Below are 26,144 nucleotides of genomic sequence, written 5' to 3'. Positions count from 1 at the left end.
GATTATTCAGGGGAATAGCTTAAGGTCACTAAACCATTACGCCCTAATTGGTTATAGCCTTTAGCGGTTTGATATTGCTTATCCAATACATTACCGACTTTCACGCCTAAGGTTAAATGTTTAGCCAGCGGGTATTGCGCTCGCAAATCTACCGTGGTGTAGCCGCCTAACGGTTGAGTATTCGCTGCGTCCTCATAACGCTTCCCAAAGGCCTGCACACTAGCACCAACCGAACCGCGCCCTAGTTGACGATCTAGATCGAGTTTGGCTTGTGCTTGTGGGCGACGTGCTAACCATTTACCATCGGTGCTACCAGAGGTGCTTTTAGGTTGTTGGTAAGTGGCATTGATATTAGTTTGCCAAGCTCCCACCGATTGATTAAAACCTAGCTCTAAGCCCGTAATCTTAGCTTTATCCACATTCTTCATCGTCCCTAAGCCAAGACCTGTATCAAACTCATAGCTAATTAAATCCTTAATATTATTTTGGAATAGCTGTGTATACCAAGTGCCTTGCGCCAGATTAACTTGTAACCCTAACTCCCAATTACGTGCTTTTTCAGGATTTAAATCTGGATTCCCAACATACCCTGGGCTGCTAGGAAAATACAGATCATTGAAAGTCGGGGCTTTAAAGGCAGTGCTATAAGATGCCGTCATGCGTGTTTGAGGCGTTAATGCTTTACCTAAACTAATACTACCTGTTCTAGATGCACCAAACTGCTCATTATCATCATAGCGCAGCGCTGTATCGAGCTGAGTCGTGCCAATAGTTTTTTGATAGTTAGCGAAATAGCCGCGATTATTGCGCTTAGTCACCGTGAAAGCAGTGGAGCTTGCGACTTTATCCTGCTGCTCATCCAACCCTAGAGTCAGTTGATCCTTATCAGATAATTTCGTATTCAGTTGCAGCGTGGCATTCGTGCGCTGAGTATTAAAGCGATTATTAAACACCGCATCTTTAAAGCTATCACGCTCATCACGAGTTTGACTCAGTTGCAGGGCTAATTGAGTATTCCCACTTAGGGGTGTGGAACCTTTAGCACTGATAATGCGCTGTACAAACTCTTCGCGATTGCTATCGACTCCATCAAACTCATTGTCACCTTGAGCATGCAAAGCGCTCAACTCAACATTAGCCCCATTATTAAACCGCTGCCCGCCGCGTACAGATAAATGACGACTCTCAAAACCATCTTTATCTAATTCGTAAACCGTAGTCGCAGGCCAAGTATTCCAGTCTAAATAAGAATCCTGAACATTAATGCCCTGAGTTTTGTCATAACCGACATTCGCATTAAACCAACTACGTCCATTACCACCCGCTAAATTAATCTGGGCTGCTTGTGTCTTTTCCGTACCTAAGCTCACACTGGCACTCGGTTTAAAACCTCTAGCCGTATCACGACGGGTAAAAATCTGAATAACACCGCCAATCGCTTCTGAACCATACAGGCTAGAACGCGCTCCACGTACCACCTCAATACGCTCAATCTGATCTAAAGGCAAAAATTCAAACGCCGTCAAACCCGCTGTGGCTGAACCTACCTTAGCCCCATCCACTAATACTAAGACTTGATTGGCATTAGTCCCGCGTAAACTAATATTAGTGAGTTTACCTGTTCCCCCTTGATTAATAACATTTAAGCTCGGTACACGACGCAATACATCCGCCACATCGGTAGCTTGCCAACGCTTAATATCTTCACGGGTAATCACGGTGACAGGGGCTAGAGTTTCTTTCAGAGTTTGTGCTTTGCGCCCTGCGGTAATCACGATTTCTAAGGGTTGATCGGCGGCAAAACTAGGTAAGGCACTTGATAATAAAACAACAACACCGCTGGTTGCGGCTATTAAAGGGGTTTTCATAAGATAATCCAACTACCGCGCCCACCGCGCAGTAACAAGGTAAAATAAGCAAGCCTATAAAGACTCAATGAATACTTAGGCCGGTATCCGGGCTTGTGAGTGGAGCATTGACTAGCTCCCCTATTGCGTCTTCCCATGAAAACTCACAGTGACTTGGTGCAATAGTTGCCTCACCTACCGTTGCGGGGGCAGCGTCGGACTTAAAATACACACCGACTTCCCGTTTATCGTCTCATTTGAACTGAACTTCATATGAACGCACCTAAGAGGGTAGGAACTTACGTGATTAAAATTAGAGTGTCAATCTAAAAAACACTAATCCGATTTATTTTATTAAAATTTAATATTAAAAATGAAAAATAAAAACTCAATCTAAGACCAACTAATATCGATCATCAAATATAGCAAGAAGCTTTTTAATTTATTAAAAAAGATCGATTATAAATAAAAAAATACAATATTACTCATAATCGATATAAAGATTGAAATATAAAGCATGTGGATTATTTAAAAAACAAAACCCTTTTATCTTATTTTCTTATGTAATCAAGGTAAAACACTTATAATATAGCCACTAAACCTCTAAAACTAATGAACATAATAAAAAATCATCACTAGCCTAGGCTAATACTGTACCAATGGAGCTAACTGAGGTGAAACTATTAAACTTAATCCCGTGGGTATTGACTCTGTTATTGGCTACCTACACCGTTGACGCGAGAGAAGTCAGTCTGGGGTTGTCCGCTGCACAAGGTGTTGCTCATTATGAAAAACAGTCCGCAGAATTAGGAGGCATGGATCATGCTGCTGTCTATTGGACTTTGGGTTCTTTTGCCACTCATCCCTACAATCGCTTCAATGGTGACTATAATATTTTATTGATTCTCAAAATCCCTAAAGTAGAGGGTAGTTTATTAGAAGCCATTTTAAACGGACAGTACGATGATGACTTAACTAAATTGGGTCAGCTCATTAAACAAGATGGTCGACCGATTATTATTCGTCCGCTTTATGAGGGTAATGGTGATTGGTATGCGTGGCATGCCTATAAAAAACCTAATAAACCTGAAGACTATGCACCTGCTTTTCGTCACATTGTTAGTTTAATTCGTGAACAAGCCGGAGATTTAGTACGTTTTGACCAAAACTATAATCGCAAGAGCGCCAATGGTAAAACAGAAGATTTTGCAGAGCTTTATGCAGGTGATGATTATGTAGATCAAGTGACCATCTCCAGTTATAACCGTTGTGGTACTTCACCTAGTCATACTAAAGCTAAATCATTTGCAGAAGAGTTTAGACCTGCTTATGAGAAACTCACCACCATTACGACTAAGCCTATTGGCGTTGCTGAAACAGCCACTACGGATAAATGCGGCGTCGATCGAGTCGAGTGGTATAAAGACATGTTGGACTCTATTCGTAATGAATTTACACGCGTAGAGCATGTGACCTTCTTTTTTGAATCTATAGCCCCCGGATTAGCCTCTAATACTAAACAAATTAATTGGCAATTATATGAGAAAGAAAAACCCGGATTTAGACAACTCATAGAAGCTTTTAGAGCTGATGGTTTGGCTAAAAATCATGAAAGCCGTACTAATACAGAACAATACCAAAATTCTACTATTAATACTGATGTAGTAGCTAATCAAGAGCAAAGTAGCTCAAAAAAAATTACGCAAACACGTAATGTCAATACTAATAAAACTATTGAACTTGTTGAGGGTGATCAAACCGTTGATGAATTAATGGTAGTTGATGTTGAGGGCGATAGCCCTGCAACTATTAATCGAGTTAAAACCATCAAGACCACAAATGCCAGTACCTGCCCTCCCCCTAGAAAAATGAAAAAGGCTAAAAAAGTGGTGCGCGAGCCAGTATGCGGACAACCCTCATTACCTTGGTCGGTGTATATGCGTGCTGAACATTTTATGGTGGAAACCGAAAATCCTGCCCTTAATACCGTCACTAATGAAGCCTTTGGTTTTGTAGGTTCGCGCATTCGTGCCAATGCAAATCAGGGAGTCATTTGGGATTTAGGGGATGGTAGAACCTTTGGCCCACAGTTTACGGTCGGTGGAGTTGTTTCATCTAATAATAATCAATGGTGGAATAATCAAGTGAGTGCTAAAGCCGATGTGCGTTTTTGCCAAGAAAGCGCTGAGCAATGGGGTAAAACCTGTGTATTTACCGGAGTAGGTCGGGTGGAATATTTAGGTAAAACACCTGATATTTATGATCGTAATACGCTAGTTGGCCGTAGCGCTGAAAACCAAGTATTTATCGGCGTTGAAAGCAGCTTCGGTGGCAACTGGTCAGAATAAACTGCAAAAATTAAAAACCAATTAAATAAAAAAAGCTATAAGGCATGTAGATATGATAATAACAAAGTAAATCTATAACTTAACCTCCATCATTTTTAATGAGTGTCAACCCTTAGAAATCAAGGTTGGTTAGCTACTACCCTAAAAAACGTAAATTCCATTATTTACTGCTTTATTGCCAACTCTTTAGCAACATGGCGCTTTGAAAAGTGCTGCTAACAGCAGCTAGGTAAGCTTTTTGCCTAAAAAACCCATGAACTCTCCATGATGAGCTAAAGAGCAGCAAAACTATAATAAATAGGAATTTATAACCCCATTAGTTAATAATTATAAAAATCACCACTATGCTTGAATTTATCTATCTCTCTAATATTACTTGGCATACTGATCAATGGTTCTTATTCCAGTTTTATGTCATCTTCGTCTGGATAGCTATGTTGCCACGTATGATTTTAGCAGGTGTGTTTTATCAGCTAAAAAATAGAAAACTGATTCAAAACTATCCTCTAACTAAAAAAGATGCCACCGTTGTACTAACCATCTATAAAGAAGACCCCATTATACTCGAACAATGTATTGCTAAAGTACGCCGTGCTCTTGAAATCGGCTGTAAAAAATTCGCCATTATTGCCATTATTGATGGCTGGCAAAATGACGACTTTGATTCAGAGCAATATAAAATTACTCAACGTTATGCCGATGTTGTACTAGGCACTGATGCACGTAATAAGCGTAAAAACTTACGTGCTTTATTAAAAGAAGCACGCAAACGCGGAGTACTTTACGATATTACGATCTTTTTGGATTCTGATACGATTCCTAAAGATGATCAGGTAGTATTAAACTTACTGGCTCCTTTTTCTGATCCCAGAATTGGTGGTGCAACTACTGCACAACTGGTGCACAATCCAAAAACGTTAAGCGAGCGTATTAGTTTTTGGCTTGAAGACGCGCGTCTTAATTCTTCTATGGCAGCCGCTAGTTTATTTGGTCAAGTAGCCTGCTTACCCGGCAGAATGTATGCCGTCAAAACCTCATTAGTCGAACATCGTATGGATGAATTAGTCAATGACTCGTTTAGCTATTTTGGTTTTATGCGCCGCAGTTGTATTGCAGGCGATGATCGCGTCATTACTAACTTTATTCTAGAAGCAGGCTATAAAACCGTATTAGTACCAGAAGCTGTTATTACTACTTTAGCTCCCGCTACTTTTAAACAAACCTTTAAAATGTGGGTGCGCTGGGGTAGAACCAGCCAAGGTTATACTTTACGTTCGCCTTGGTTACATCATTATCCTTTTGCCTTTTTTGTGTACTGGACCGATATTCTAGTTTCACTATTTACTGTTGGTATCGTAGCTCTTTACTGGCCTTATCAAATGTTATGGGGTGAAACTCATAGGCCTATTATGCAAGCTTTAACCGTAGCATTATTAGGCATGATGTTAACTATGGCTATACGTCAGTATCCCCATTTACATAAATATAAACGTGACTGGAGCGTATTACCTGCTTTTGTATTAGTAGTCACTTATGCTCAATTTATTCGAGTTTGGGCTTTAATGACTCAACATAAAGTAGGTATTTGGGGTTCACGTCAAGGGGCTGATACTGGAAAGAAAGATGATTTCGTAAGAATTCTTTCTGTTAAATCAGCTATTGAACCAATTAAGCCTATTTTAATTACTACTACTGCCTCTCCTGCTCCGATTAATAACCCACCTGCTACTGTTCAAAATCATGCTTCACATCAACTAGAAGAAACTGAACTGTAGCTTGAAATAGCTTACTGAGCAAACCCTTCCGTACAAACGGCTATGATTTTTTAAACAAACCATAGCCGTTTATCGTTTTATTTGAACCTCAATAACTTATATCGCTACCCACCTCGTATAGAAAAGGTAGTAGTACTATAAATCTCTAAAACAGCTCACCCAGTCACCTTAGTTATTCGCTTTATGTTTTTATGGTTATTTGTTAACCCAACCTTTAAGTGAGCTAAATCATACTATTTTACTAAACCTTTTATATCACGCAGACTCTTATCAACAAGTTAAGATTCAACTACTAAGAAATAATATAAAAAAGATAATGCTTAGTTAAAGTTTCTATGCACCTTTTACTGGTAAAGGTTCAAGCGATTGCCCTGATGCAAACCGTTTATCAACCAGCTTGAACCTATTGACTCATTTAAATTACTAATATTAATAATAGATATTATGAATAAAACCCTACAAATTAGACTGATAATTCATAAATTCTATCTTAAAGCACAGCAGGTACATCTAAGAATAATTGCGTTATTTATGAGCTGTCTTGACAGTTAAGAAAAAACCTCAAAACCTGTAAGGATCTATTAAAAATATTAGTGCCAGCTCCCCTCTGTTATTTTTACCCAAGCCCTTAGTGTCATTTTAAAAAAAGAGAGGTCTCCTTCAATTATAACCATAAAATAGCTTAATAATAAATCCTATACCCAATCATCTTAATTAATAATTGGAAAATAATAATATGAAAACTAAAGCTCTCGCCTCTACTCTACTATTAGCCAGCCTTTTTAGTATGAACTCAGCCTTCGCTGCCTCAGGTGCTAGCGGTAATGGTTGTGCCTTAGCAAAAGATGGTCAAACTATTACAGTTACAGCCTCACTGGATCAAGGTGTAGTAAACGAGTATCACGGCAATTTAGTGGCAGGAGATGCTATTACTCGTAAAATCACTTTTAAATATGATTTTTCCTCACAAATTGATGCGTCTTGTGCGTATGGTTTGATGGAAATAGGCCTAGCCAATCGTATTGACACCAGTATTGGTCCTATTAAATTTAAATCCTTATCGGTCACTAATTATAATGGTCAGGTGCTAACAAAGGATTTAAGCAGCACTGGTTTTGTTGCTCTAGGTAATAGTTCTAGCGGTACACTTACTCTGGGATTAGAGTATTTAGTCGTTGAGCCTCAAAAGCTCGCCGAAGCTTTTTCGTATGTACACTCATTTGATTTACAGCTAAGATCCAAAAAAGGAGTTTAAGCTACTAAAACCGCTTAAATTTTTTCTGGGTTAGCAACGCTAGCCACTCTATTTTTTTAATAAGGTGGCTAGTCACAATATAACCCTAATAAAAAATAACCAGCCAGTTTAGTCTTGTAGTGGCAATAAATAATAGTAAAAAACTCCATATAGGGCTTATCATGCGTATTAAAAAACTATTACCTATCCTATTATTACTTGTTAGTGGCTACTCAGCATCCTTGTATGCTATAGACATTAAAATTTTGGATAGTAATTTAGATATTAAAATTAAATCACAGGAAGGGCAACCCTATGAAATACTAAATGAGATTATAGCCCCTCATAGCATTACTAATTACATTCGCTATGATGGTATCACGGGTAACTTTTTCATTCCCTTAAGTGCGCGTAAGCGTTCAAAAATAAGAATCGATTGGGATCATCAAAATGATGTTTTTTTGGCTGGTAGAAATAAAAATGAGGAGATTAGATTCGACACTCCGGGGGAGGAGGTAGGTTTAAGATTTAATGTACTTAAACCGGTCACGGGCAACATTAAAATATTTAATACTCAAGGGCAACTTTTAAAAACCATTCCTTTTCATATTAAAAAGGAGCGTAGCATTAGACAAAGCTTGCGAGCCACTGTGAGCACGAATAGACAAAATCAAACTAACCAGCTCGATGCAAACACTCTATTTAGTAACGATACCCAGTACTATAGTTTTGGCTACTCGATAACACAAAAGGTCAGTAATGACGCCGATCCGTACTGGTCATTTGATACCACCATTAACACGTACCAAGGCAGCAATACGAATAAGACCGTCAGCTCTTCTTTTAGTTATAATTGGTAAGAGCTATTGAATATCCATGCGGTACTAGATTTCATAGTTTCAGTGAGGAAGTTTTATGTTCGGGTAAAAACAAAAAGACCCTAATGGGCCTTTCTGCTAACACATCCGCTGAGCTAAACAGCTAATTAAGCTGTATCTTTCATGCTTAAGCGCATACGACCTTGTTTGTCGATCTCAATCACTTTTACTTTTACAATATCACCAACATTCACAAAGTCAGTCACATTATTAACACGCTCTTGGCTGATTTGAGAAATATGTAATAGACCGTCTTTGCCCGGAAGAATGGTAACAAACGCACCAAAATCCATAATCCGCGCTACTTTACCGTTATAAACTTTATTCAGCTCTACCTCAGCCGTAATCGCTTCAATACGGCTACGGGCTTCATAGGCGGCTTTAGCATCGACTGCTGCAATCTTAATAAAGCCATCATCACTAATATCAATCGTGGTTCCAGTTTCTTCAGTAATGGAACGAATAGTCTCGCCCCCTTTACCAATGACTTCACGGATTTTTTCTGGATTGATTTTCATGGTGACATAGCGCGGTGCGTATTCAGACAATTCATCACGCGGTGCGGAAATCACTTTTTCCATTTCACCGAGGATGAATAAACGCCCACCTTTAGCTTGTTCAAGCGCTTTCGCCATGATTTCGCGGGTAATACCTTGGATTTTAATGTCCATTTGTAGCGCAGTAATACCATTACGTGAACCCGCCACTTTAAAGTCCATATCACCTAAATGATCTTCATCACCTAAGATGTCGCTCAGAACCGCGTAATCATCACCCTCTTTAATCAAACCCATTGCAATACCGGCAACGGGTTGAGACACAGGCACGCCTGCATCCATCAGGGCTAGAGAACTACCGCACACGCTCGCCATTGAGCTAGAACCATTGGATTCAGTGATTTCAGATACGCAACGAATCACATAAGGGAAATCTTGCATCACGGGAATAGTGGCTTTTACACCGCGCTTAGCTAAACGACCATGACCGATTTCACGGCGCTTAGGTGAGCCAATTTGTCCGGTTTCACCGACGCTATACGGAGGGAAGTTATAATGGAACATGAAAGGATCACGGTATTCACCGGTAATCGCATCAATAATTTGTGAATCTTTTTCAGTACCTAAAGTAGTGACTACTAAAGCTTGGGTTTCACCACGAGTAAAGAGTGCTGAACCATGCGCACGAGGCAATACCCCAATGCGTACTGTAATAGGACGTACTGTGACTAGATCACGTCCATCGATACGTGGATTACCAGAAAGAATACTACCGCGCACCACTTTCTTTTCGAGATTTTTAAACTCCACACGTAAGGCTTCTTCAGAGATAGTGCTACCTTCTGGAGTTACGAGAGCGGCTACTGCTTTAGCATAAGCCTCTTCAACACGATTATGGCGCTCTTGTTTATCGGCTACTTGAAAGGCTGCGACTAAATCGATCTCACAAGTTTCAGCAAGGCGACGAATCAGTTCCTCGTTAGGCGTGGGTGCGACCCAATCCCAAGCAGGATTACCCACTTCTGCCGCCATTTCATTAATGGCTTGAATCACGGTTTGCATTTGGTCGTGACCGTAAATCACCGCACCCAACATCACTTCTTCAGAGAGCAATTTAGCCTCAGACTCCACCATTAATACGGCGTCTTGAGTACCTGCGACTACTAAATCTAAATCAGAGGTTTCTAATTGTTTGGGGGTCGGATTCAGTACGTATTGACCATTGATATAGCCTACGCGTGCTGCACCAATTGGGCCTTGGAAAGGAACACCCGCTACTTTTAAGGCAGCAGAAGCACCAATCATAGCTGCAATGTCTGCACTAGCCTCAGGGTTTAAAGATATGACCGTTGCTACCACTTGCACTTCATTCACAAACCCTTCTGGGAATAGAGGACGCAGTGGGCGGTCGATTAAACGTGCGACTAAGGTTTCTTCTTCGGTTGGACGGGCTTCACGCTTGAAAAATCCGCCCGGAATGCGACCGGTGGCGTAGAATTTTTCTTGATAATTAACGGTTAAGGGGAAGAAGTCGCGACCGGGTTCAGCGTCTTTTTTGGCAACGACGGCGACCATTACAATGGTGTCATCCATATTAACCATAATAGTGCTAGTGGCTTGGCGAGCAATTTCACCGGTTTCTAAGGTGACTTTGTTAGCGCCGTATTGAAATGTTTTAGTAATTTTTGCCATCTGTATTTTAATTTCCTAAGGTTGAAAAAGACCCCAGTACAGATCGCCACGGGCAGGCTGTTGAGAAACACTGAAGACCCAGTGAGCAGTAAGAGCGGCAAAGGAAAACAAAGAAAGTGACAGGTTTTACGGTTGCGTTCTGACTAGTCGACTAGCCTTTTATCTATTAATACTCAGCGCTTTTCAACAACCTTCCTGCATGAACGATAGTCTGTTACGGGTGTCATCGAGGGATTATTTAACTATAAAACAAAACACCGCACAAGGCGGTGTTTTGGGTATCGGTTTAGCGACGCAGACCGAGACGCTCAATCAGCGTTTGATAACGAGCGTTATCTTTACGCTTGAGGTAATCCAACAATTTACGACGTTGGTTAACCATTTTTAACATACCACGACGTGAATGATGGTCATGGGTATGAATTTTAAAGTGCTCGGTAAGGTGCTTAATGCTCGCTGTTAATAGCGCAACCTGCACCTCCGGCGACCCGGTATCAGTATCTGACTGACGGTAATCTGCTACGATTGCCGCTTTTTCTTCTGCACTCAGAGACATTTATCCAAAGCTCCAGATTATAGGTTGATAAGAGGGGGCAGATTGTATCAGCTCTTTGGATGAAGTTATATGGACTGAGGGAAAAATTTAGGGCAAAAGTGAAGTGATTCGGAATTTGAGGGCTTGATGAAGAGACAAACTAGGTGGACATCCCTGTCCTGATCATCCTTCACAAAAAAGTGGGCATAGCCCACAACCAGTGTGTCGTTGTATGCTAGAAGAAGGTTCAAGCCTCTATCCCCTTCTTCTGCTATTTTTATGTTTAGCCTACTTGCACTTGAATCTTGCGCGGTTGAGCGTGCTCTGCCTTAGGAATAGCGACAGTTAGTACACCATTCTTTTGCACTGCCTCGATTTTGCTCGCATCCAAATCGCGACTTAGAGTAAAGACGCGACGATAACGAGTTACATTAGGCATTTCACTATAAGTCAGATGTAAATTATCAGGCAAATCTAACGCAACTACCCCTTCTAGTACCAGTGAAGAGTTTTCCACATTCACTTGAATATTTTCTTTAGGTACACCTGCCATTTCAGCCGTTAAGGTAAATCCTGTTTCGGTTTCGATAATATTCACTAATGGCGTTAATACTCGCTCTTGATGATTCACTTTACTCACTGCTTTAACTCCATTATTAGATTCTTTAGCTACCACTTGAGCACTCATTATTATTCTCCTGATTGAATCGCAATACGTTTAGGTAACGTTTCTTCACGCCGTGCAATAGAAATACGCAATACTCCATCTTTATAAGTAGCATTAACGTTATTCACATCGACATCATCGGGCAAAGATACCACACGCTTAAACTTGCCAGAGAAACGCTCTTGTGCGTAGACTGTAGCCTTGTCTTCAGTATTAGGAGCAGCAATTACGCGCTCACCTTGAAGCGTTAATACATTTTTATCAATCTCAATATCTAAGGATTGAGTATTAATATCGGGTACAAACGCTAATACCTCAACTGAAGTAGGCGTACTACCTAAACTAATGCGTGGAAAAGCACCTTGCGCCATTTGACGTATATTAGCCACTCCACGAGTTTCTAATTGACGTTGCCATTGATCCAAGTTTGAAAATAATTCATCTGCAAAATTTAATAATGATCCGTACATAGTTAAACTCCAACGTTTGTGTCGGTTATGTTGTCTTGAAACTAAGATAGGGGCTGTTTGATTCACTTCAAGAGCTTTTTTTTAAATTTTTTACATTTTTTTATTGCTAGACTACCCTTGAAAAAGGAGTATCTATCCCCATACACATCAGTAGTTCGCTCAACTGGGGTTGGGTAAAGGAGATTATTCGGTGGAATACAAAGATTATTATAAAATACTAGGCGTTGAGCGCACCGCCAGCGAAGAAGACATCAAAAAAGCCTATCGCAAATTAGCGCGTAAATATCATCCCGATGTGAGCAAAGAAGCGGATGCAGAGGCACGCTTTAAAGAGGTGGGGGAAGCGTATGAGGTACTCAAAGACTCCGAAAAACGTTCTGCTTATGATCAGCTAGGGGCAAATTGGAAAAATGGCCAAGACTTCCGCCCACCACCCGATTGGGGTGATTTTGGCTCACGCGCAGGTTCTGGGGGATATTACAGTAGTAGTGGGGGCAGTGCCGATTTTAGCGACTTCTTTGAAACCTTATTTGGCGGCGGTGGGTTTAGAAATAGTGGCGGTTTTGGTGGCTTTGGTGGGGGGAATGCTCAAGCGACTAAGGGTGATGATCAATCGATTAAACTCGCTATTGATCTTGAGGATAGCCTCAATGGTGCTAAGAAAACGATTAGTCTGCGCACGGGCAATGAAGCACCACGCACTTTAACCGTTAATATCCCGCAGGGCGTAAAAGCGGGACAAAAGATTCGTCTCTCTGGTCAAGGTGCAGCAGGACGTGCAGGTAATGGCGATCTATTTTTAGAAATTGAATTTAATCCCCATCCACTTTTTCAAGTGAGTGAGCGTGATTTAACTTTAAAATTACCGATTACCCCTTGGGAAGCGGCTTTGGGTGCAACAGTGCCCGTGCCTTTACCTCAGGGTGGCAGTGTGGAAATGAAAATTCCCGCTAATTCTAAATCTGGTAAAAAACTCAGATTAAAAGGCAAAGGGTTAGCGGCGAAATCTGAGACGGGGGATTTATATATTGTGCTAGATATTGCTCTGCCCTCTGCTGATACTGATAGAGCTAAAGAAATTTATGAATTAATGGCTAAGGAGTTGGCATTTAATCCGAGGGTAGGACTAGGAATTTAATCTAATTACACGTACTTTAAAAAATACTTCGCAGCTATAGGTGTTATATGACTGACAAACCTTTTCTCAATATTAATGAGCTTAGCTATGTGCCGCGTCAACATGGAGAAAAGTTTGCAGCTCATATCGCACCTATCGCTAATTTAATTGGTGCTAAAAAGCTAGGCTATAATATTACTATTGTGCCTGTGGGTAAAAAAGCTTATCCCTATCATGCTCATTTTGTGAATGAGGAAATGTTTTTCATTTTAGAAGGTGAAGGCACTTTAAAACACTCAGGGCAAGTATGGACAGTGAAAGTAGGTGATATTATCTGTTGTCCTACTGGACAAGAGCATCCTCATGAAATAGTAAATGCCGGTACTATTCCTCTGAAATATCTAGCTGTTAGTACGATGGAGCAGCCTGAAATAGGATTTTATCCAGACTCTAATAAATTTGGGGTCTTTGCTGGCAAAGCCCCCGGACAAACTCATCAGGATTATAGCTTTAGAATTATCGCCAAACAGAATGGGGGAGTAGATTATTATGAAGGTGAGGAATAGTTGCAATTTATAATAAAATGGATATTTTACTCAGCGGTAGTTAAAATTTTACATATTATTGGGCTAATTAGTGGGTTAAATAATGGCTGGTATTTTTCAGGACGATTTGCGCGAAGAAGCAATGCGTCAGCTTTTCGGTTTATATAAAGATGAAGAAGAAGGTCGCTCAGGTATTGATGCTTTTTTAGAGCTAGAGGGACAATGGATTCCCTTTGAGCTTAAAACCACCTCTAATGGCTCAGTTACTACGGTTCGAGATTTTGGTTTGGATCATATTATTAAATGGCAAGGTAAGCACTGGCTAATAGGCTTTTTTATCAATACAACCATAACGTATAAATACGGGTCTCCAGCTATGATGGCAGAGTGGATAAGAGATAAATCTGACTATATCGCCAAAGATATGGCTTTAAAGAACTTAGCCCCCCAAAAGCTAACGTTAACCGATCTATACGCTATTCTAGGTAAGAAAAAATTTTATACTCTCACCGATGCAAAAAACTTACAAAAAAATCAATATAATAAAGAGCAATATTTAGCATTACAGGATTGTGACCAAGGTTATACGCCTCAACGCATGCTCACATTACTACAAGAACGCTTAAAATATTTAATTGCACGGGGAAGTACTTTAAATAATCCACATATTCCTTTTAAGTACTTTGATAATTGGTTTGAAATTACAGAGAATCACGCTGAGACACTAAGAAAATTAGTCAAACAACAGCTAAATAATGAATACTGACTTAAATATTTGATTTGAGTGCTAAAGCAACATTTTTAGCTACTTGATACGCAACAGGTGGAGCAACAGAATTACCGATTTGCCCTAAGACTTGATATACCGCTCCTGCAAACTTCCAACTCTCTGGAAAACCTTGTAATAAAGCCACATCCTGAACTGATAATCTAAAATGATCTAACTTAGCAGGGAACTGTGCTGCTTTTTCTCGAGTAGCTTGAATACCATTAGGCCAAACTAATAAATCAGCCCAAGATTTTTGTCCCGCAGCACTATTTAAGATAGAGGTCGTATTACGCTTACCTGTAAAACCACTCCTAATAGTAGGCGCTAAATTATCAAAACCAATGTCCTTTAAACCTAATGCCTCACGCACACCCATAGTTTTTGGTTTTGGTGCTTCAAAGCTTAATGCTGTTTGTAAAGAGCTTTCTATGGTTCCTAAATGCTCCCACACATGAGTTGCCTGAGGTATAGTAAATTTTCTTAAGGCCTCTAGACTACGAAAGCCTACAAAAAACACACGTCGTCTAATTTGTGGTACACCAAAATCAGCCGAGTTTATTTCAAACTTTACAATAGAATAATCAGCGAGTGGCTCTAAAATAAAACGCTCAATAAAACTCTCAAATTTAGGGTTTAATAAACCCAGTACATTTTCTGCAACAAAAGCTTGTGGTTTAATAGCATTAATAGCTCGGCTAAACTCCCCCCACATATTACGCTCGTCATTCTCACCTTGTTGCTCACCCGCTATTGAAAAAGGCTGACAAGGTGGTCCCCCTTGAATAATATCTACTTTATTTTCATATCTATCCCAATTCACTTTAGTCACATCGCCTGCTTCAAGACCTGTAAAAGCAAGCCAATGTGGACGATTATTCAAATAGGTTTGACCACAAATAGGTATTAATTCATAACTGGCATAATGGCTAAAACCCGCCCTGTCAAAACCTAAATCCATACCCCCACCACCTGAAAATAAGCTTAAGTAAGTGAGATGATTAGGAGTTAAAAGAGGCATTAAAGAATCTGGATTAAACCGTGGAGTAGGTATGGCGTGAATAGGCTCAAATAAACCTTGCTCAGCCGCTAATTTAGCCTGACGTGATTGATTAGAAATACGACGATACTCTTCACGCTGTGCAGTGGTCAGCTTGTATTCTTTTCTAGCACTATTTTTATAGAAAGATGAACCACTCATAATAAACTCTCACCATTTTTAAAGAGCTATTTTACTCTAACCCACATAAATACTAAATTGTAAATTTTAAGCTTATTTTTTAGTGCCCTTTTTAGCTGTATTGCTAACCTTTTTATTCATAGTAGTATTACGCCCTCTAAACCACCAATAAAGTACCGCTACTAACAACACTATAGGAAAAGGCAAAGTATTCTGGTGTTCATTAACCCATTGATAAAGCTTATCAAACCAATCACCCTGCCCTAAATTATTATCCGGCTGACTATTAGGAGCTGATTGAGTTGGACTATTAGTTTCGCGCTGTAAAGATTTATAATGGCTAATATAAGGATTATCATTGCCTTGTAATTTTGCTATGCGCTCATTACGCTTCTGTTCCCATTCGTCGACTGGATCGAGATTATTCCAAGCGAGCATTAAATTTTCTTCGGCACGGCTTAATTTAAAACCGTAACGATCACGCATATATAAATAGCTACGCGCTACATCACCAAAACGCTTATCGTCTGGCTCAAATAATTTGGCATTAAAATCAATTTCCGCATTAGGTTTACCATAAGGGCGCGGCTCGCCTGCAATCATGCCATAGGCAAAATTACTCCGATCACCATTAATCTCACCAATAGCAGGCACGAGATTATGCATATCGGCTTCCATTTGGCGGAATTTAGCATTGGTATTGCGGCAATTAGCACGTCCCCCATTTTGCCAGCACTTTAATTGATGTCCAAAAGTCCAAGCGGGAACCACATGCTCCCATTCAATACGTTTAGCTCGTTCTGGATTTTTGCGCGGAGTAAAACCACAACTATTCCAAATCGGCACTAATAACTTTTCTTTTACCTGATACTTACAGCCGCCATAGAAATCAATGAAATAGTCGCTATAAACCTCTTTAGCTAAGGCATATTTAGACTTAGCAAAGGAATAGCTTTCACCTTTAATACCCTGCTGAGTAGGATAATCAAGGGTAGCAACATTTTCATCGGGAATATCACCGGGTAAATAATCGGCTACACTTAGCGAGCTAGTTAATAGTAGCGCTAAAGCTACTAAGCTATTCGCCCCACTGCTCTTTAAATTTTTCCAATTGACGCCGTTCATGTTTATCCGGTTTATGTTTAGGCATAATCACGCCGTGCAAACGACGCATTTCTTGTTGCTCTTCACGCGCTGCTTTTTGGTGTTCGTCCTCTTGATAGAGTAACACTGCCTCCTTTGCAGGACGGCGCTGCTCATTTAAACCCAAAATAGTCACTAACCACGTATCGATGTCACGGGTAATTTTTAATTGATCCCCTACTCGAATCGAGCGTGAAGGTTTAACGCGCTCATCATTCACATGAACTTTGCCACCATTAATCGCTTCGGTGGCGAGCGCGCGGGTTTTAAAAAAGCGTGCTGCCCAGAGCCATTTATCTAAGCGTTGTTCACTGACTGGCTCAGAAGGAGTGGCCACTCCACTACGTGCTCTTCCCATTCATCCTCTTTTACGCGTGCTGCGTAGACAAAACGTCCTTTAACCGATTCACCCGCCTCATGAATACTATTCAGGTCACCCGTGATCAAGTGATGCCAAGGAGGTAAAGGGTTTCCCTCATGCAATAACCGATAGGAACAACTTGGCGGCATCCAATATAAAGCCTCTAAATTATCCGGTGTGAGCCTTAAACAATCCGGCACACGCACTTCTCGATTAGCGTAATCACTACAGCTACAAGTCTCACACTCTAATAGATCACAGGCGACATCGGTATAATAAACCGTACCGTCGTCCTCATCTTCAAGTTTAATAAGGCAACACTTAGCGCAGTGATCACATAGGCTTTCCCATTGTTCACGGCTCATATCGGTCAGCGCTAGCGCTTCCCACCAAGGGAGATTAGGTTCATTCATGATTGAGGGGAGTCATTTTAGTAGTGGTTAGGCGCTGCTCTAGCGCGGGATAATCCGGCGCTGCACTGTAATAAAATACTTCCGCTCCGTCATTATCCTGCATAATAATTAAACCTTTCGCCGGATACAGCCACCAAGTTAAACGCTCATCGACTTTAAGGGTATTCATCGGTGTACCAAAATGCGTTTGAATTTGCTCACTGGAATAATCCACAACAGGGATATAGATCAAATACTTGATCAAAAAATCATTGGACTCTAAGACATTTTTCTCTGCCAACTCATAGCGCCATGTGCCAGTCGGTTGGGGTTTGCGCTCGGTGTGAGCCTCGACAAAACGCTCAATCGTAGCCTTATCCGCGTGTAGCTCACCCACGATTTTAGCTTCAAACACCCCTAGGCGTTTTTTGCCGTAATAGCCTTCTAAGGTACGTTGACCTGTTGGGGTTTCAAACACCGCTAACTCAGGGATACTACGTAAATACTCAGCTAATTGCCGGAAAGTGATTTTACCGACTGTGACACCAAATACTTGAGTGCCTCCATCCGGCAGTGTTTGTACCTGCCAAGGTAAGTTTTCTACTTTTATGCTCGAAGTATTCGGGCTATTCGAGCTTACTACCCACCACACACCTAAACCCACGACCAAAGCCGCAAGCACTAGGCTTAATTTCCATTTCATTACTCAATAATCCTCAAATATAATCTTCTTCGCTTTTGCCGTATTCAATTAATAACTCCACTAATTCCGACACATAGCGTTTTAAATACTTATTTTTCAGCCATGCGACTCGTGTAGTCGATACAGGCAAAAGATGCGCTAAATCGCGCAGGGTTAAATCATCATCGTGAATATACGAATACGCCATTTTAGCAATAATGCCCGCACCAAAGCCTAAACGCACATAACTTAAAATCACATCGGTATCGGTGGCTGCAAAGCTCACATCTAATTCATAGCCTTGATCGCGGAAAGTTTGCTGGATCTTACCGCGTCCGGTAAAGCCAAATACATAAGTCAGAATCGGATACTTAGCAATGCGCTCTAGGGTCAATGCGCCCTGCTCCAACGGATGACCAGCAGCTACTACTAAACCATGATTCCAATCATAACACTTTTCACTATCTAGCCCCGGCGCGGTGGCTAATTCCTCAGTACAAACTGCAATATCAGCAACTCCATCACGCAGCATTTGTACTAATTGCGCGGGATTACCTTGTAAGAGATGAATATTGACCTTAGGGTAACGCTGACGAAACTCTAATAACACTTCAGGCAGGAAATATTTGGCTTGAGTATGAGTCGTCGCTATCCGAATCTCGCCGCTGGTCGTCATACGAAAATCATCGGCTAAGGCGCGAATATTTTCCATCGTTTGATCAATGGTATCGACTTGGCGCACTATCTCTTTACATAGGGGGGTTGCTTCGACTAGGCGTTTACCCTTACGCTCAAACAGCGGCATACCTAATTCTTCTTCCAATAAAGCGAGTTGCCGACTGACTGCTGATTGCACCACAAAATGCTGATCCGCTGCTCGTGACACACTTAAACCATTGTAATACAGGGTTTTGAGGAGTTGGAGTTGGAACAGTTTCATATGACCTAACCTGATATAGTTATCTAAATATATCGTTTTTCAAGATTTAAGAATAGAGCTAGTCTAGATCACATATTAAATGCCTAAGGGCGGAGTCTTACCACCATGGATACTCAAACTTATCAATATGAGACTAGCTTTGAACCTTATAGCTCTACCGATCGTGAGGAAGCTAGTACCACTGACCTAACACCCGTCCAACCCAGTGAACCCGTCGAATATTGGGTATTTGATAATGGCATTTGCGGCTAAGACGGTAGCAAATACAACCCTATTCAAGCCGCTAAGAGGATTAAATCATTATGTTACTCAGCACTAAAACGCTAACCTCCCAGCAAGTGGAAATTGTAAACCTATTACTCACCGGAGCATTAGCCCCCCAAATGGGTTTTTTAGGACGAGCTGATTTTTTAAGTGTGGCAAGTCGCTCACGTTTACAAACAGGTCAACTAGCGGCTCTCCCTCTTGCGCTGCCTTTAACACCGACCGAAAAACAAACTGCTCAGTTAAGTGGTCGTATTGCTCTAACTGACCCCGAAGAGCGTTTAATTGCTGAGGTACAAGTAACCGAGTTATATCGTTTACCAGAAGAAGCCTTAGAAGCGATTAAGTTTTTTGAACCCACTATCACTAGCGACTATTGGTTTGCAGCAGGTTCTATTCAAGCAGTCAAACCCGTATTACATGCCCGTTTTAAATCAGCCCGCTCTAGCGTTGGTTCTTTAAAAACCTATTTTCGACAACAGCGCTGGAAACATATTGTCGCGGTACAAGCTAAGCCCACTTTAAATACCGCCGAAGCACAGCATGCTTGTGAGTGGCTCTTTGCCAATCGACGCGGCGGCTTGTTAATCCAACAAATCGCCGATGAAAGCGCTGAACAATTTGCTGCACAAGTCCATGCGGTACGTGAGCAAATTCGTTGCAGTGCAGCTAAAGAAGTCAAACTAGCACTATTACCTGCTATTGAACATTTAACTGCGCAACAAGAAGCTTTACTCCATGCCATTATTAGCCGTAATAGCGGCGTCACCGCTTTAGTGCTCAGTGCTGATACTCCCGCTCCGGTAAAAAAATGGCTGCAACGCTATCGTGATGAACTCGATTTAGAATTACTAATACCCAAGCACTCTCGTCAACGCGCAGTACAGGAGCAACCAGCCTTTGTGGCATTGCAACAAGTAGCCTAACAGCAATACTTTACACTCCATAAGGAAAAGCTAATAATGGTCTGACTTAGTAACTTTGTGGAGTATTTTCAATGAATATTGATCGCATGGTGTTAGCCTTTGCAGGCGCAATGATCCTCATCTCTATTGCACTGGCGGCTTATGTCAATCCATTATGGATTTGGTTAACCGTATTCGTAGGCGTGAATTTATTACAATCAGCTTTCACGGGTTTTTGCCCATTAGCTATCATTTTGAAAAAAATGGGCAAACCTTCCGGCGAAGCGTTTAAATAAGATTAGGGACTAACTTTCTTAATCTTGTAGGGGTAGACCTAGGTGTCTACCCTTTTACATTACAAGAACGCTTTAAGCGCTTGAGCTAACTCAGCAGGTGGCACTGCGTGCTCTACCAGCTTTTGCACTTTCCCTGCTTTATCAATCACATAAATCGTTGAAGTGTGATCCATCATATAGCCTAAGGCTGAATTAGGCATCGGTACTTTACGGAAAAACGCATTGTATTGACGTGCCACCTTTTCAAGACTCTCTGCTTTGCTAGAGACGCCACGAATATTAGGATGGAAGTATTGGGCATAACGATTGACTTGCTGCAAAGTATCGCGCTCAGGGTCGACCGAAACCAATAAGCCTTGTACTTGTGTTAATTCTTCCGGCGTTAATAGATTGAGAGCACCCTTCATCGTACCCATTGAGGTAGGGCAAATATCAGGACAAGCCGTATAACCAAAATAAAGCATCACTACTTTACCCTTAAAGTCGCTGAGCTTTACCTCTCCTTGCTCCGAATTAACGGCAAAATCACCGCCCTCTGGCAGTAATGACTCACTATATTGCACCGCTGCAACTGCATCATTATTGTTAGTTTTCCACCACTGGGCAGCCCCCCATGCAATAGCAACACCCGCCACCATTGCAATGAGTGCTCCTACTATCATTTGTTTACTGACTTGCATGATCCCATCCTTTTTTAAACTAAATCTCTACCTACAGTAGTCGGGTATTGCTGGAGCAGTCTTGGCGGCAAGGATGCCGCCTTGTAGCGTACACGGATGTATTTACAGCGGCTGCGGAAGCAATACCCGATTACTGTGGTTCAAATACTGATACCCTACTTTGGTTCAAATACTGATACGCAGTCTAGCAAAGCTAATCTTAAGTACTTTGCCAACGCTCAAATCCCTCAGCAAACTTACCCTAATACGAGCCTTACTAGGAATACGCTACACTTGGCAACCATTCTATTACTCACCCAAACTATATCGTGACTACTACTATTAAACGCACCACCTGCTATGAATGTGACGCCAATTGTTTATTTGATGTCACTATTAATGACCAAGGAACCGCTATTGCGGTTAAAGGCCCTGAGTGTCCACGCGGTCAAATGCAATTAGAGCGCCAATATCACCCTGAGCGCTTGCTCTATCCCCTCAAACGTATTGGCGCTAAGGGTTCGGGGCAATTTGAGCGTATTAGTTGGGACGAGGCATTAGACACGATTGCGCGTGAATTAACTAAAGCAAAAGCGTCCTATGGCGCACCCGCTGTGGGATTTTTCGCAGGCTATACCAAAGAAGCTCGCCCGCAATTACAACGTCTCGCGCATGCGTTTGGCAGCCCCAACTATTTAACTGAATCAGGTTGCTGTTTCTCTGCAACGATGGTGGCGGAAAAGCTCACTTATGGGCATAAGATTAAGACGACCTCGACTATTGAGTCGCCGAAAACTAAATGCGTACTGGTGTGGTCAACCAATGCAGTAGGCTCTATCCCCCCGTTTGACACGCATCACCTCAATCGGCGCAAAACAGGGCGCAAAATGATAGTGGTCGATCCGCGTCGGACTGAAACCGCGATGCTGGCGGACATTCACCTGCAAATTCGTCCGGGCACAGATGGCGCATTAGCTTTAGGCTTTCATCATTTGATCTTCAAAAATGGCTGGCAAGATCAGGCTTTTCTCGATGAATGGGCTAATGGCTTACCTGCCTTTGTAGATTACATTCAAGCCTTCACCCCAGAGAAGGTCGCTGCTATTTGTGGGATTGAGGAAAGTGCTTTACACGCAGCGGTAGAACTCTTTGCTACCACCAAACCCGCGCAAATTGCTATGTCGCCCACCTCGACCGTTCAACATAGCAATGGTTTCCAAAATCACCGCGCCATGATTTTACTCTCGGCAGTGACGGGTAATATTGATCGAGAGGGTGGCAATCGCTTTTTTAATGACAAGGTATTGCCTAAACCGATTGAATTATTTGATAAATGCCGCAATGAACTACCGCCGCGTATTGGTGATGAAGTATTCCCGATTTGGACGAAGTACTGGCCTGCGGCACAAAGTATGCTCATGCCCGATTGTATTTTAGAAGGTAAACCGCAACCTTTGCGTGCTCTACTCGCTATGGGCATTAATACTGCGATGTGGGCAAACTCTAAGCGCATGGAACAGGCTCTAGGCGCATTAGATTTCTTTGCGGTATCCGACTTTTTTCATAATCCCGCCACTCTACAAGCGGATATTGTCTTACCCGCCGCTACTAATTTAGAACGCCCTGCTTTAATTGCTTATCCGGGCTGCGCCTATCAGGGTGAAGTAAAATATCGTCATCAAGCGCTTGAACCTAGAGGTGAAGCTAAACCTGACGGGCAGATTTTCTTAGAGCTAGGGGTAAAACTCGGTATGCCAGAATTATTCTGGAATGGCAGTTTAGAGGCATCTTGGGCTGAAATGGCGTCGGGCTTACCCGATGAAGTGCGAGAGGAAGCCTATAACAATCCAGACGGTGTGATTGTATATAGTCCGGTGATTGAGGAATTAGTCGAGCATGGATTTTTAGATGCAGATCGACAATGGCGTTTGCATGGCTTTAAAACACTATCAGGCAAAGTGGAGTTTGATTCTGAGGAATTGAAAGCTCAAGGCTATGACGGCTTACCGGTGTATAAAGAACCTGCTGAAAGCCCACTCTCTACCCCCGAATTATTCAAAGACTATCCTTTAGTACTCACTTCGGGTGGGCGGCAAAAGTATTTTACCCATTCGCAACAACATAATGTGGCCGCCATGCTACAACATGACCCGTGCCCACGTATTCAAATTCATCCTAGCGATGCAAAGGAGCGCGGTATACACACGGGCGATGCAGTGGAAGTTAAATCACCTCGCGGTAAAATAACGTTTTATGCCGATGTGACCGCTATCATGAAGCAAGGAGTAGTGCATTGTTTTCACGGTTGGAATAATGCCAATATTAATGAACTAACGGATGATAAACACTTAGACCCTATTAGTGGCTTCCCACCCTTTAAATCCTTACTGTGCCAAGTAACTAAGCTGTAATGCTCTGGCTCTGACACGTTGGGGTACTGTTTTAATATAGCAGTACTCCACTATTATTTAGCCACTGTCCAATATACTTTAGAGAGTTGAGTTTGACCGATGGGGCGTTCTTTTTGAGCGCGGAGTATTTCCATAAAGATTGAGATAAAAAAGCCACCCAAAAAACCGTAGAGCAAAGCGCCTACATAGTTTAAATACGACCAATTAGACCAAGGCATCGGCCATAGCTGTCCCGTTTTGATTAGGTAATACAACAGAGCCAAACCTAGAGCACCTATAAAAGGCGCTAAACTCCCCGGAAAAATAAAGCGCTTTTTATTCGCTACATAAAACACGCCGCGTGGTATGCGAAACACAAAATCATTGATTAATAGGGCTAAAGCAATGCCCATCATCCACGCTAATACATACGCGGGAGTATAACCAAAACTCAACCACACCAAATAGGCTGAAAAGATTAACACCGCAATGGAACCTATGAGCAAAACTCCTTTTCTTGCCACATGGGCATAACTCAAACGCAAGGTGATGAGTAATAACACTCCAAACACCAGCGCTAACCACCACGGGTTAATTAAACTCCAAACCATGCTACTCTCCTTAACCTGAGCATCGAGTATGTGGCTATAACCATTACCTATCCTCTGTATATAGTCCAAAGGTGCTAGGGTAAGGGGCTAAGTTTCTAAGACGACAGTAACTTTTAGCTAAACGGTCATTCATATTTTTAATAAGTACAGGTGTAACGTGCAGTTTTTAAATGGCATTACCCTATTATTGATGTTTCAATTAGCGGGGGAAATCACTAGCGTCTGGTTTCAATTACCGATTCCGGGACCGGTTATTGGAATGGGGTATTTATTGCTCGGTTTATTGCTCTATCGTGGCGTTCCCGCAGCTTTAGACGTGGCGGCGAATGGTTTATTGATGCACCTCTCGCTGCTGTTTGTACCTGCGGGGGTGGGTTTGATGGTGTATTTTGATTATATCGCGCGGGAGTGGTTGCCTATTACCATCGCGGTGCTAGTCAGTACAGTATTCACCCTCGGCTTTAGTGCGCTACTAATGCAAACCTTACAACGTCTATTGAAGCGTTCCTCATGACTAGCCCTGAACCGACGATTTCCCAGCTGTGGGTCTATTTAGCAGCCTCGCCTTTATTCGGACTAACCCTGACTTTGGTAGCGTATGGCATTGCCTATCGAGTGTATTTAGCGGCTCGATCTTCGCCTTTATGTAATCCGGTAGCCATTGCAGTGGCGCTGATTATTGGGGTATTACTGCTCACCCATATTCCCTATAAAGACTATTTTGCAGGGGCGCAATTTGTGCACTTTTTATTAGGTCCTGCTACGGTCGCGCTCGCTGTTCCTTTGTATCGGCAACTGAATAAAATCAGACAAGTACTACTTCCGCTCGTCATTACTTTAGTAGTGGGCGGGGTGGTAGGTGCTTTAAGTGCGCTCTATATTGCTAAAGCCTTGGGTGCTTCTAAACCTGTGTTAATGTCGCTGGCTCCTAAATCAGTCACTACCCCGATTGCTATGAGTATTGCCAAATTATTGGGCGGTATTGCGCCACTCACTGCGGTATTAGTGATTGTGACCGGAATTATTGGAGCATTAGTGGGGACGCGCTTAATGCAATTACTAGGGATTCAAGACGATAGTGTCAAAGGGGTAGCAATGGGCTTAACCGCGCACGGAATTGGTACTGCTCGCGCCTTTCAAGTCTCAGCGGAAATGGGTGCATTTGCAGGCTTAGCGATGGCATTGTCGGCGTTTGTTGCCTCGGTATTATTGCCACCGCTACTGCACGCTTTAGGTTTTTAAGCGGGGACAAATTGCGCTAGGTAGGATTTGCGCTTATGCAGCATTTGATAAAACAGCGGCTCGAAATCGTCTACCACTGAAGTTTTTACTGCATCTAAGGCTAATAAATGCTCTGCCCATGCTTTGACCTTTGGGGTATTCGCTAGGGCGTGTAAAGCATGATGCTTATCTAATGCAGCCAGGCGCATAAATAAGGGTGCATAGGCGGCATCGATCAGATTGAGCTGCTCACCATTGAAAAATGGTGTGGCGTGCATTTGTTGCTCTACCCGTCCTAGTTGTTCTTTGAGTGTGTTAAGCGCTTTGCTAAAGCTTGGCTCATCTTGCGCGATCACTAACTCGTATTGCGTGCCGAGCATGGCACTGCCGTATTCAATCCATGCACGATTATGCGCCTTATCCAGCAAATCATGCGGATGTAATAGGGGCGGATTGAGTTCGGACACTAGCTCCATAATCACCGCTGATTCAAAAATCACGCGCTCATGATCTACCTGCACAATCGGCACTTTACCCAAGGGTGATAAGGCTTTGAACCAATCGGGTGGGTTCATGAGGTCAATATAATCAATCTCATAGGGAATTTGGCAGTAATTAAGCACAATTACACTGCGCTGCACAAAAGGGCAGAGTTTAAAGCTGACCAGACGTAAATGATGGGACATAGTATCAACCTAGCTAAGGTGGTAAAACTGCATCATAGGGTGA

27 protein-coding genes and 1 riboswitch are annotated in these 26,144 nt (G+C 42.0%); of the genes, 13 read left to right on the top strand and 14 right to left on the bottom strand.

Translation table 11 applies throughout. From position 1 onward, the window contains the following. Positions 1–2 precede the first annotated feature (2 nt). Positions 3–1,868 carry a TonB-dependent receptor gene (locus IPL34_RS08880; RefSeq protein ID WP_296840820.1) on the bottom strand — a complete coding sequence of 622 codons (1,866 nt, stop codon included), beginning with the start codon at positions 1,866–1,868 and terminating at the stop codon, positions 3–5. Positions 1,869–1,928: 60 nt separating this feature from the next. Beyond that, a riboswitch (cobalamin riboswitch) is annotated at positions 1,929–2,149 on the bottom strand. Between the two features lie 372 nt (positions 2,150–2,521). Between IPL34_RS08880 and IPL34_RS08875 the strand changes: the two genes are divergently transcribed. From IPL34_RS08875 to IPL34_RS08860, 4 genes are all read left to right on the top strand, one after another. Beyond that, the gene (locus tag IPL34_RS08875; RefSeq protein WP_296840817.1) at positions 2,522–4,195 is read left to right on the top strand and encodes a glycoside hydrolase family 26 protein; all 1,674 of its coding nucleotides are present in this window, start codon (positions 2,522–2,524) and stop codon (positions 4,193–4,195) included. 344 nt (positions 4,196–4,539) lie between these two features. Beyond that, positions 4,540–5,970 carry a glycosyltransferase gene (locus IPL34_RS08870; RefSeq protein ID WP_296840813.1) on the top strand — a complete coding sequence of 477 codons (1,431 nt, stop codon included), beginning with the start codon at positions 4,540–4,542 and terminating at the stop codon, positions 5,968–5,970. 736 nt (positions 5,971–6,706) lie between these two features. Continuing rightward, positions 6,707–7,225 (top strand): hypothetical protein, encoded by a 519-nt coding sequence (locus IPL34_RS08865; protein WP_296840811.1) that lies wholly within the window; start codon positions 6,707–6,709, stop codon positions 7,223–7,225. A gap of 161 nt (positions 7,226–7,386) precedes the next feature. Then, on the top strand, positions 7,387–8,064 hold the full coding sequence (locus IPL34_RS08860; protein WP_296840808.1) for a hypothetical protein: 678 nt from the start codon (positions 7,387–7,389) through the stop codon (positions 8,062–8,064). A 125-nt stretch (positions 8,065–8,189) separates the two neighbouring features. Here the strand turns inward: IPL34_RS08860 and pnp are convergent, their stop codons facing one another. From pnp to IPL34_RS08840, 4 genes are all read right to left on the bottom strand, one after another. Next, positions 8,190–10,271: a polyribonucleotide nucleotidyltransferase gene (gene pnp / locus IPL34_RS08855; protein WP_296840804.1), complete on the bottom strand. Its 2,082-nt coding sequence runs from the start codon at positions 10,269–10,271 to the stop codon at positions 8,190–8,192. 286 nt (positions 10,272–10,557) lie between these two features. After that, the gene (rpsO, locus tag IPL34_RS08850) at positions 10,558–10,827 is read right to left on the bottom strand and encodes a 30S ribosomal protein S15 (protein ID WP_296840801.1); all 270 of its coding nucleotides are present in this window, start codon (positions 10,825–10,827) and stop codon (positions 10,558–10,560) included. Positions 10,828–11,089: 262 nt separating this feature from the next. Further along, positions 11,090–11,494: an Hsp20/alpha crystallin family protein gene (locus IPL34_RS08845; RefSeq protein WP_296840798.1), complete on the bottom strand. Its 405-nt coding sequence runs from the start codon at positions 11,492–11,494 to the stop codon at positions 11,090–11,092. Positions 11,495–11,496: 2 nt separating this feature from the next. Further along, a complete protein-coding gene (locus IPL34_RS08840) occupies positions 11,497–11,943 on the bottom strand; it encodes an Hsp20/alpha crystallin family protein (RefSeq protein ID WP_296840794.1) in 447 nt (148 codons plus the stop codon). Between the two features lie 190 nt (positions 11,944–12,133). Between IPL34_RS08840 and IPL34_RS08835 the strand changes: the two genes are divergently transcribed. The 3 genes from IPL34_RS08835 to IPL34_RS08825 all read left to right on the top strand — a co-directional run bounded on the left by IPL34_RS08835 (position 12,134) and on the right by IPL34_RS08825 (position 14,371). Continuing rightward, on the top strand, positions 12,134–13,081 hold the full coding sequence (locus IPL34_RS08835; RefSeq protein ID WP_296840791.1) for a DnaJ C-terminal domain-containing protein: 948 nt from the start codon (positions 12,134–12,136) through the stop codon (positions 13,079–13,081). Between the two features lie 47 nt (positions 13,082–13,128). Next, on the top strand, positions 13,129–13,626 hold the full coding sequence (locus IPL34_RS08830) for a cupin domain-containing protein (protein ID WP_296840787.1): 498 nt from the start codon (positions 13,129–13,131) through the stop codon (positions 13,624–13,626). Positions 13,627–13,708: 82 nt separating this feature from the next. Next, entirely contained in the window at positions 13,709–14,371 is a 663-nt protein-coding gene (locus IPL34_RS08825) for a hypothetical protein (protein ID WP_296840782.1), read from the top strand. 1 nt (position 14,372) lies between these two features. Here the strand turns inward: IPL34_RS08825 and dcm are convergent, their stop codons facing one another. From dcm to IPL34_RS08795, 6 genes are all read right to left on the bottom strand, one after another. After that, on the bottom strand, positions 14,373–15,572 hold the full coding sequence (dcm, locus tag IPL34_RS08820; RefSeq protein ID WP_296840779.1) for a DNA cytosine methyltransferase: 1,200 nt from the start codon (positions 15,570–15,572) through the stop codon (positions 14,373–14,375). 72 nt (positions 15,573–15,644) lie between these two features. Further along, positions 15,645–16,676 carry an endonuclease gene (locus IPL34_RS08815; protein ID WP_296840774.1) on the bottom strand — a complete coding sequence of 344 codons (1,032 nt, stop codon included), beginning with the start codon at positions 16,674–16,676 and terminating at the stop codon, positions 15,645–15,647. Beyond that, a complete protein-coding gene (locus IPL34_RS08810) occupies positions 16,630–17,052 on the bottom strand; it encodes a S4 domain-containing protein (protein ID WP_366931029.1) in 423 nt (140 codons plus the stop codon). The genes IPL34_RS08815 and IPL34_RS08810 overlap by 47 nt, the downstream gene beginning before the upstream one ends. Continuing rightward, complete coding sequence (locus tag IPL34_RS08805; RefSeq protein ID WP_296840767.1) at positions 16,992–17,468, bottom strand: YcgN family cysteine cluster protein; 477 nt, start codon at positions 17,466–17,468, stop codon at positions 16,992–16,994. The genes IPL34_RS08810 and IPL34_RS08805 overlap by 61 nt, the downstream gene beginning before the upstream one ends. Further along, on the bottom strand, positions 17,461–18,150 hold the full coding sequence (locus IPL34_RS08800) for a hypothetical protein (protein WP_296840762.1): 690 nt from the start codon (positions 18,148–18,150) through the stop codon (positions 17,461–17,463). Before IPL34_RS08800 ends, IPL34_RS08805 begins: the two co-directional genes overlap by 8 nt. Positions 18,151–18,163: 13 nt before the next feature. Next, positions 18,164–19,069, bottom strand: a complete 906-nt coding sequence (locus IPL34_RS08795; RefSeq protein WP_296840759.1) for a LysR substrate-binding domain-containing protein — start codon at positions 19,067–19,069, stop codon at positions 18,164–18,166. A 105-nt stretch (positions 19,070–19,174) separates the two neighbouring features. Between IPL34_RS08795 and IPL34_RS08790 the strand changes: the two genes are divergently transcribed. The 3 genes from IPL34_RS08790 (at position 19,175) to IPL34_RS08780 (ending at position 20,534) form a co-directional block, all read left to right on the top strand. Further along, positions 19,175–19,321: a hypothetical protein gene (locus IPL34_RS08790; protein WP_296840756.1), complete on the top strand. Its 147-nt coding sequence runs from the start codon at positions 19,175–19,177 to the stop codon at positions 19,319–19,321. Between the two features lie 50 nt (positions 19,322–19,371). Continuing rightward, positions 19,372–20,259 (top strand): hypothetical protein, encoded by an 888-nt coding sequence (locus IPL34_RS08785; protein ID WP_296840754.1) that lies wholly within the window; start codon positions 19,372–19,374, stop codon positions 20,257–20,259. 71 nt (positions 20,260–20,330) lie between these two features. Beyond that, a complete protein-coding gene (locus IPL34_RS08780) occupies positions 20,331–20,534 on the top strand; it encodes a DUF2892 domain-containing protein (RefSeq protein WP_296840752.1) in 204 nt (67 codons plus the stop codon). A gap of 59 nt (positions 20,535–20,593) precedes the next feature. On the opposite strand, the gene IPL34_RS08775 is transcribed toward IPL34_RS08780, so the two are convergent. Further along, on the bottom strand, positions 20,594–21,214 hold the full coding sequence (locus tag IPL34_RS08775; protein ID WP_296840750.1) for an SCO family protein: 621 nt from the start codon (positions 21,212–21,214) through the stop codon (positions 20,594–20,596). 308 nt (positions 21,215–21,522) lie between these two features. On the opposite strand from IPL34_RS08775, the gene IPL34_RS08770 reads away from it, so the two are divergent. Beyond that, positions 21,523–23,604, top strand: a complete 2,082-nt coding sequence (locus tag IPL34_RS08770) for a molybdopterin-dependent oxidoreductase (protein ID WP_296840748.1) — start codon at positions 21,523–21,525, stop codon at positions 23,602–23,604. A 53-nt stretch (positions 23,605–23,657) separates the two neighbouring features. On the opposite strand, the gene IPL34_RS08765 is transcribed toward IPL34_RS08770, so the two are convergent. Then, entirely contained in the window at positions 23,658–24,194 is a 537-nt protein-coding gene (locus IPL34_RS08765; RefSeq protein ID WP_296840746.1) for a hypothetical protein, read from the bottom strand. 157 nt (positions 24,195–24,351) lie between these two features. On the opposite strand from IPL34_RS08765, the gene IPL34_RS08760 reads away from it, so the two are divergent. Together IPL34_RS08760 and IPL34_RS08755 are read left to right on the top strand one after the other, a co-directional pair. Next, positions 24,352–24,708, top strand: coding sequence for a CidA/LrgA family protein (locus IPL34_RS08760; protein WP_296840733.1), 357 nt, complete (start codon positions 24,352–24,354; stop codon positions 24,706–24,708). After that, positions 24,705–25,436 (top strand): LrgB family protein, encoded by a 732-nt coding sequence (locus tag IPL34_RS08755; protein WP_296840730.1) that lies wholly within the window; start codon positions 24,705–24,707, stop codon positions 25,434–25,436. The genes IPL34_RS08760 and IPL34_RS08755 overlap by 4 nt, the downstream gene beginning before the upstream one ends. On the opposite strand, the gene IPL34_RS08750 is transcribed toward IPL34_RS08755, so the two are convergent. Next, on the bottom strand, positions 25,433–26,101 hold the full coding sequence (locus IPL34_RS08750) for a glutathione S-transferase family protein (protein ID WP_296840727.1): 669 nt from the start codon (positions 26,099–26,101) through the stop codon (positions 25,433–25,435). The genes IPL34_RS08755 and IPL34_RS08750 overlap by 4 nt on opposite strands. Positions 26,102–26,144: the final 43 nt, after the last annotated feature.

Origin of the sequence: Thiofilum sp. (assembly GCF_016711335.1) — a bacterium.
Classification (GTDB): domain Bacteria; phylum Pseudomonadota; class Gammaproteobacteria; order Thiotrichales; family Thiotrichaceae; genus Thiofilum.
Note: the sequence above shows the minus strand (reverse complement) of the source record. Positions and strands in the feature narration are given on the sequence as shown.

Bases quoted from the DNA above. Each gene is read 5' to 3' on its own strand.
- IPL34_RS08880 (WP_296840820.1), bottom strand. From the start codon at position 1,868: ATGAAAACCCCTTTAATAGCCGCAACCAGCGGTGTTGTTGTTTTATTA.
- IPL34_RS08870 (WP_296840813.1), top strand. From the start codon at position 4,540: ATGCTTGAATTTATCTATCTCTCTAATATTACTTGGCATACTGATCAA.
- IPL34_RS08865 (WP_296840811.1), top strand. From the start codon at position 6,707: ATGAAAACTAAAGCTCTCGCCTCTACTCTACTATTAGCCAGCCTTTTT.
- IPL34_RS08860 (WP_296840808.1), top strand. From the start codon at position 7,387: ATGCGTATTAAAAAACTATTACCTATCCTATTATTACTTGTTAGTGGC.
- pnp (WP_296840804.1), bottom strand. From the start codon at position 10,271: ATGGCAAAAATTACTAAAACATTTCAATACGGCGCTAACAAAGTCACC.
- rpsO (WP_296840801.1), bottom strand. From the start codon at position 10,827: ATGTCTCTGAGTGCAGAAGAAAAAGCGGCAATCGTAGCAGATTACCGT.
- IPL34_RS08845 (WP_296840798.1), bottom strand. From the start codon at position 11,494: ATGAGTGCTCAAGTGGTAGCTAAAGAATCTAATAATGGAGTTAAAGCA.
- IPL34_RS08840 (WP_296840794.1), bottom strand. From the start codon at position 11,943: ATGTACGGATCATTATTAAATTTTGCAGATGAATTATTTTCAAACTTG.
- IPL34_RS08830 (WP_296840787.1), top strand. From the start codon at position 13,129: ATGACTGACAAACCTTTTCTCAATATTAATGAGCTTAGCTATGTGCCG.
- IPL34_RS08825 (WP_296840782.1), top strand. From the start codon at position 13,709: ATGGCTGGTATTTTTCAGGACGATTTGCGCGAAGAAGCAATGCGTCAG.
- dcm (WP_296840779.1), bottom strand. From the start codon at position 15,572: ATGAGTGGTTCATCTTTCTATAAAAATAGTGCTAGAAAAGAATACAAG.
- IPL34_RS08815 (WP_296840774.1), bottom strand. From the start codon at position 16,676: ATGAACGGCGTCAATTGGAAAAATTTAAAGAGCAGTGGGGCGAATAGC.
- IPL34_RS08810 (WP_366931029.1), bottom strand. From the start codon at position 17,052: ATGGGAAGAGCACGTAGTGGAGTGGCCACTCCTTCTGAGCCAGTCAGT.
- IPL34_RS08805 (WP_296840767.1), bottom strand. From the start codon at position 17,468: ATGAATGAACCTAATCTCCCTTGGTGGGAAGCGCTAGCGCTGACCGAT.
- IPL34_RS08800 (WP_296840762.1), bottom strand. From the start codon at position 18,150: ATGAAATGGAAATTAAGCCTAGTGCTTGCGGCTTTGGTCGTGGGTTTA.
- IPL34_RS08795 (WP_296840759.1), bottom strand. From the start codon at position 19,069: ATGAAACTGTTCCAACTCCAACTCCTCAAAACCCTGTATTACAATGGT.
- IPL34_RS08790 (WP_296840756.1), top strand. From the start codon at position 19,175: ATGGATACTCAAACTTATCAATATGAGACTAGCTTTGAACCTTATAGC.
- IPL34_RS08785 (WP_296840754.1), top strand. From the start codon at position 19,372: ATGTTACTCAGCACTAAAACGCTAACCTCCCAGCAAGTGGAAATTGTA.
- IPL34_RS08780 (WP_296840752.1), top strand. From the start codon at position 20,331: ATGAATATTGATCGCATGGTGTTAGCCTTTGCAGGCGCAATGATCCTC.
- IPL34_RS08775 (WP_296840750.1), bottom strand. From the start codon at position 21,214: ATGCAAGTCAGTAAACAAATGATAGTAGGAGCACTCATTGCAATGGTG.
- IPL34_RS08765 (WP_296840746.1), bottom strand. From the start codon at position 24,194: ATGGTTTGGAGTTTAATTAACCCGTGGTGGTTAGCGCTGGTGTTTGGA.
- IPL34_RS08755 (WP_296840730.1), top strand. From the start codon at position 24,705: ATGACTAGCCCTGAACCGACGATTTCCCAGCTGTGGGTCTATTTAGCA.
- IPL34_RS08750 (WP_296840727.1), bottom strand. From the start codon at position 26,101: ATGTCCCATCATTTACGTCTGGTCAGCTTTAAACTCTGCCCTTTTGTG.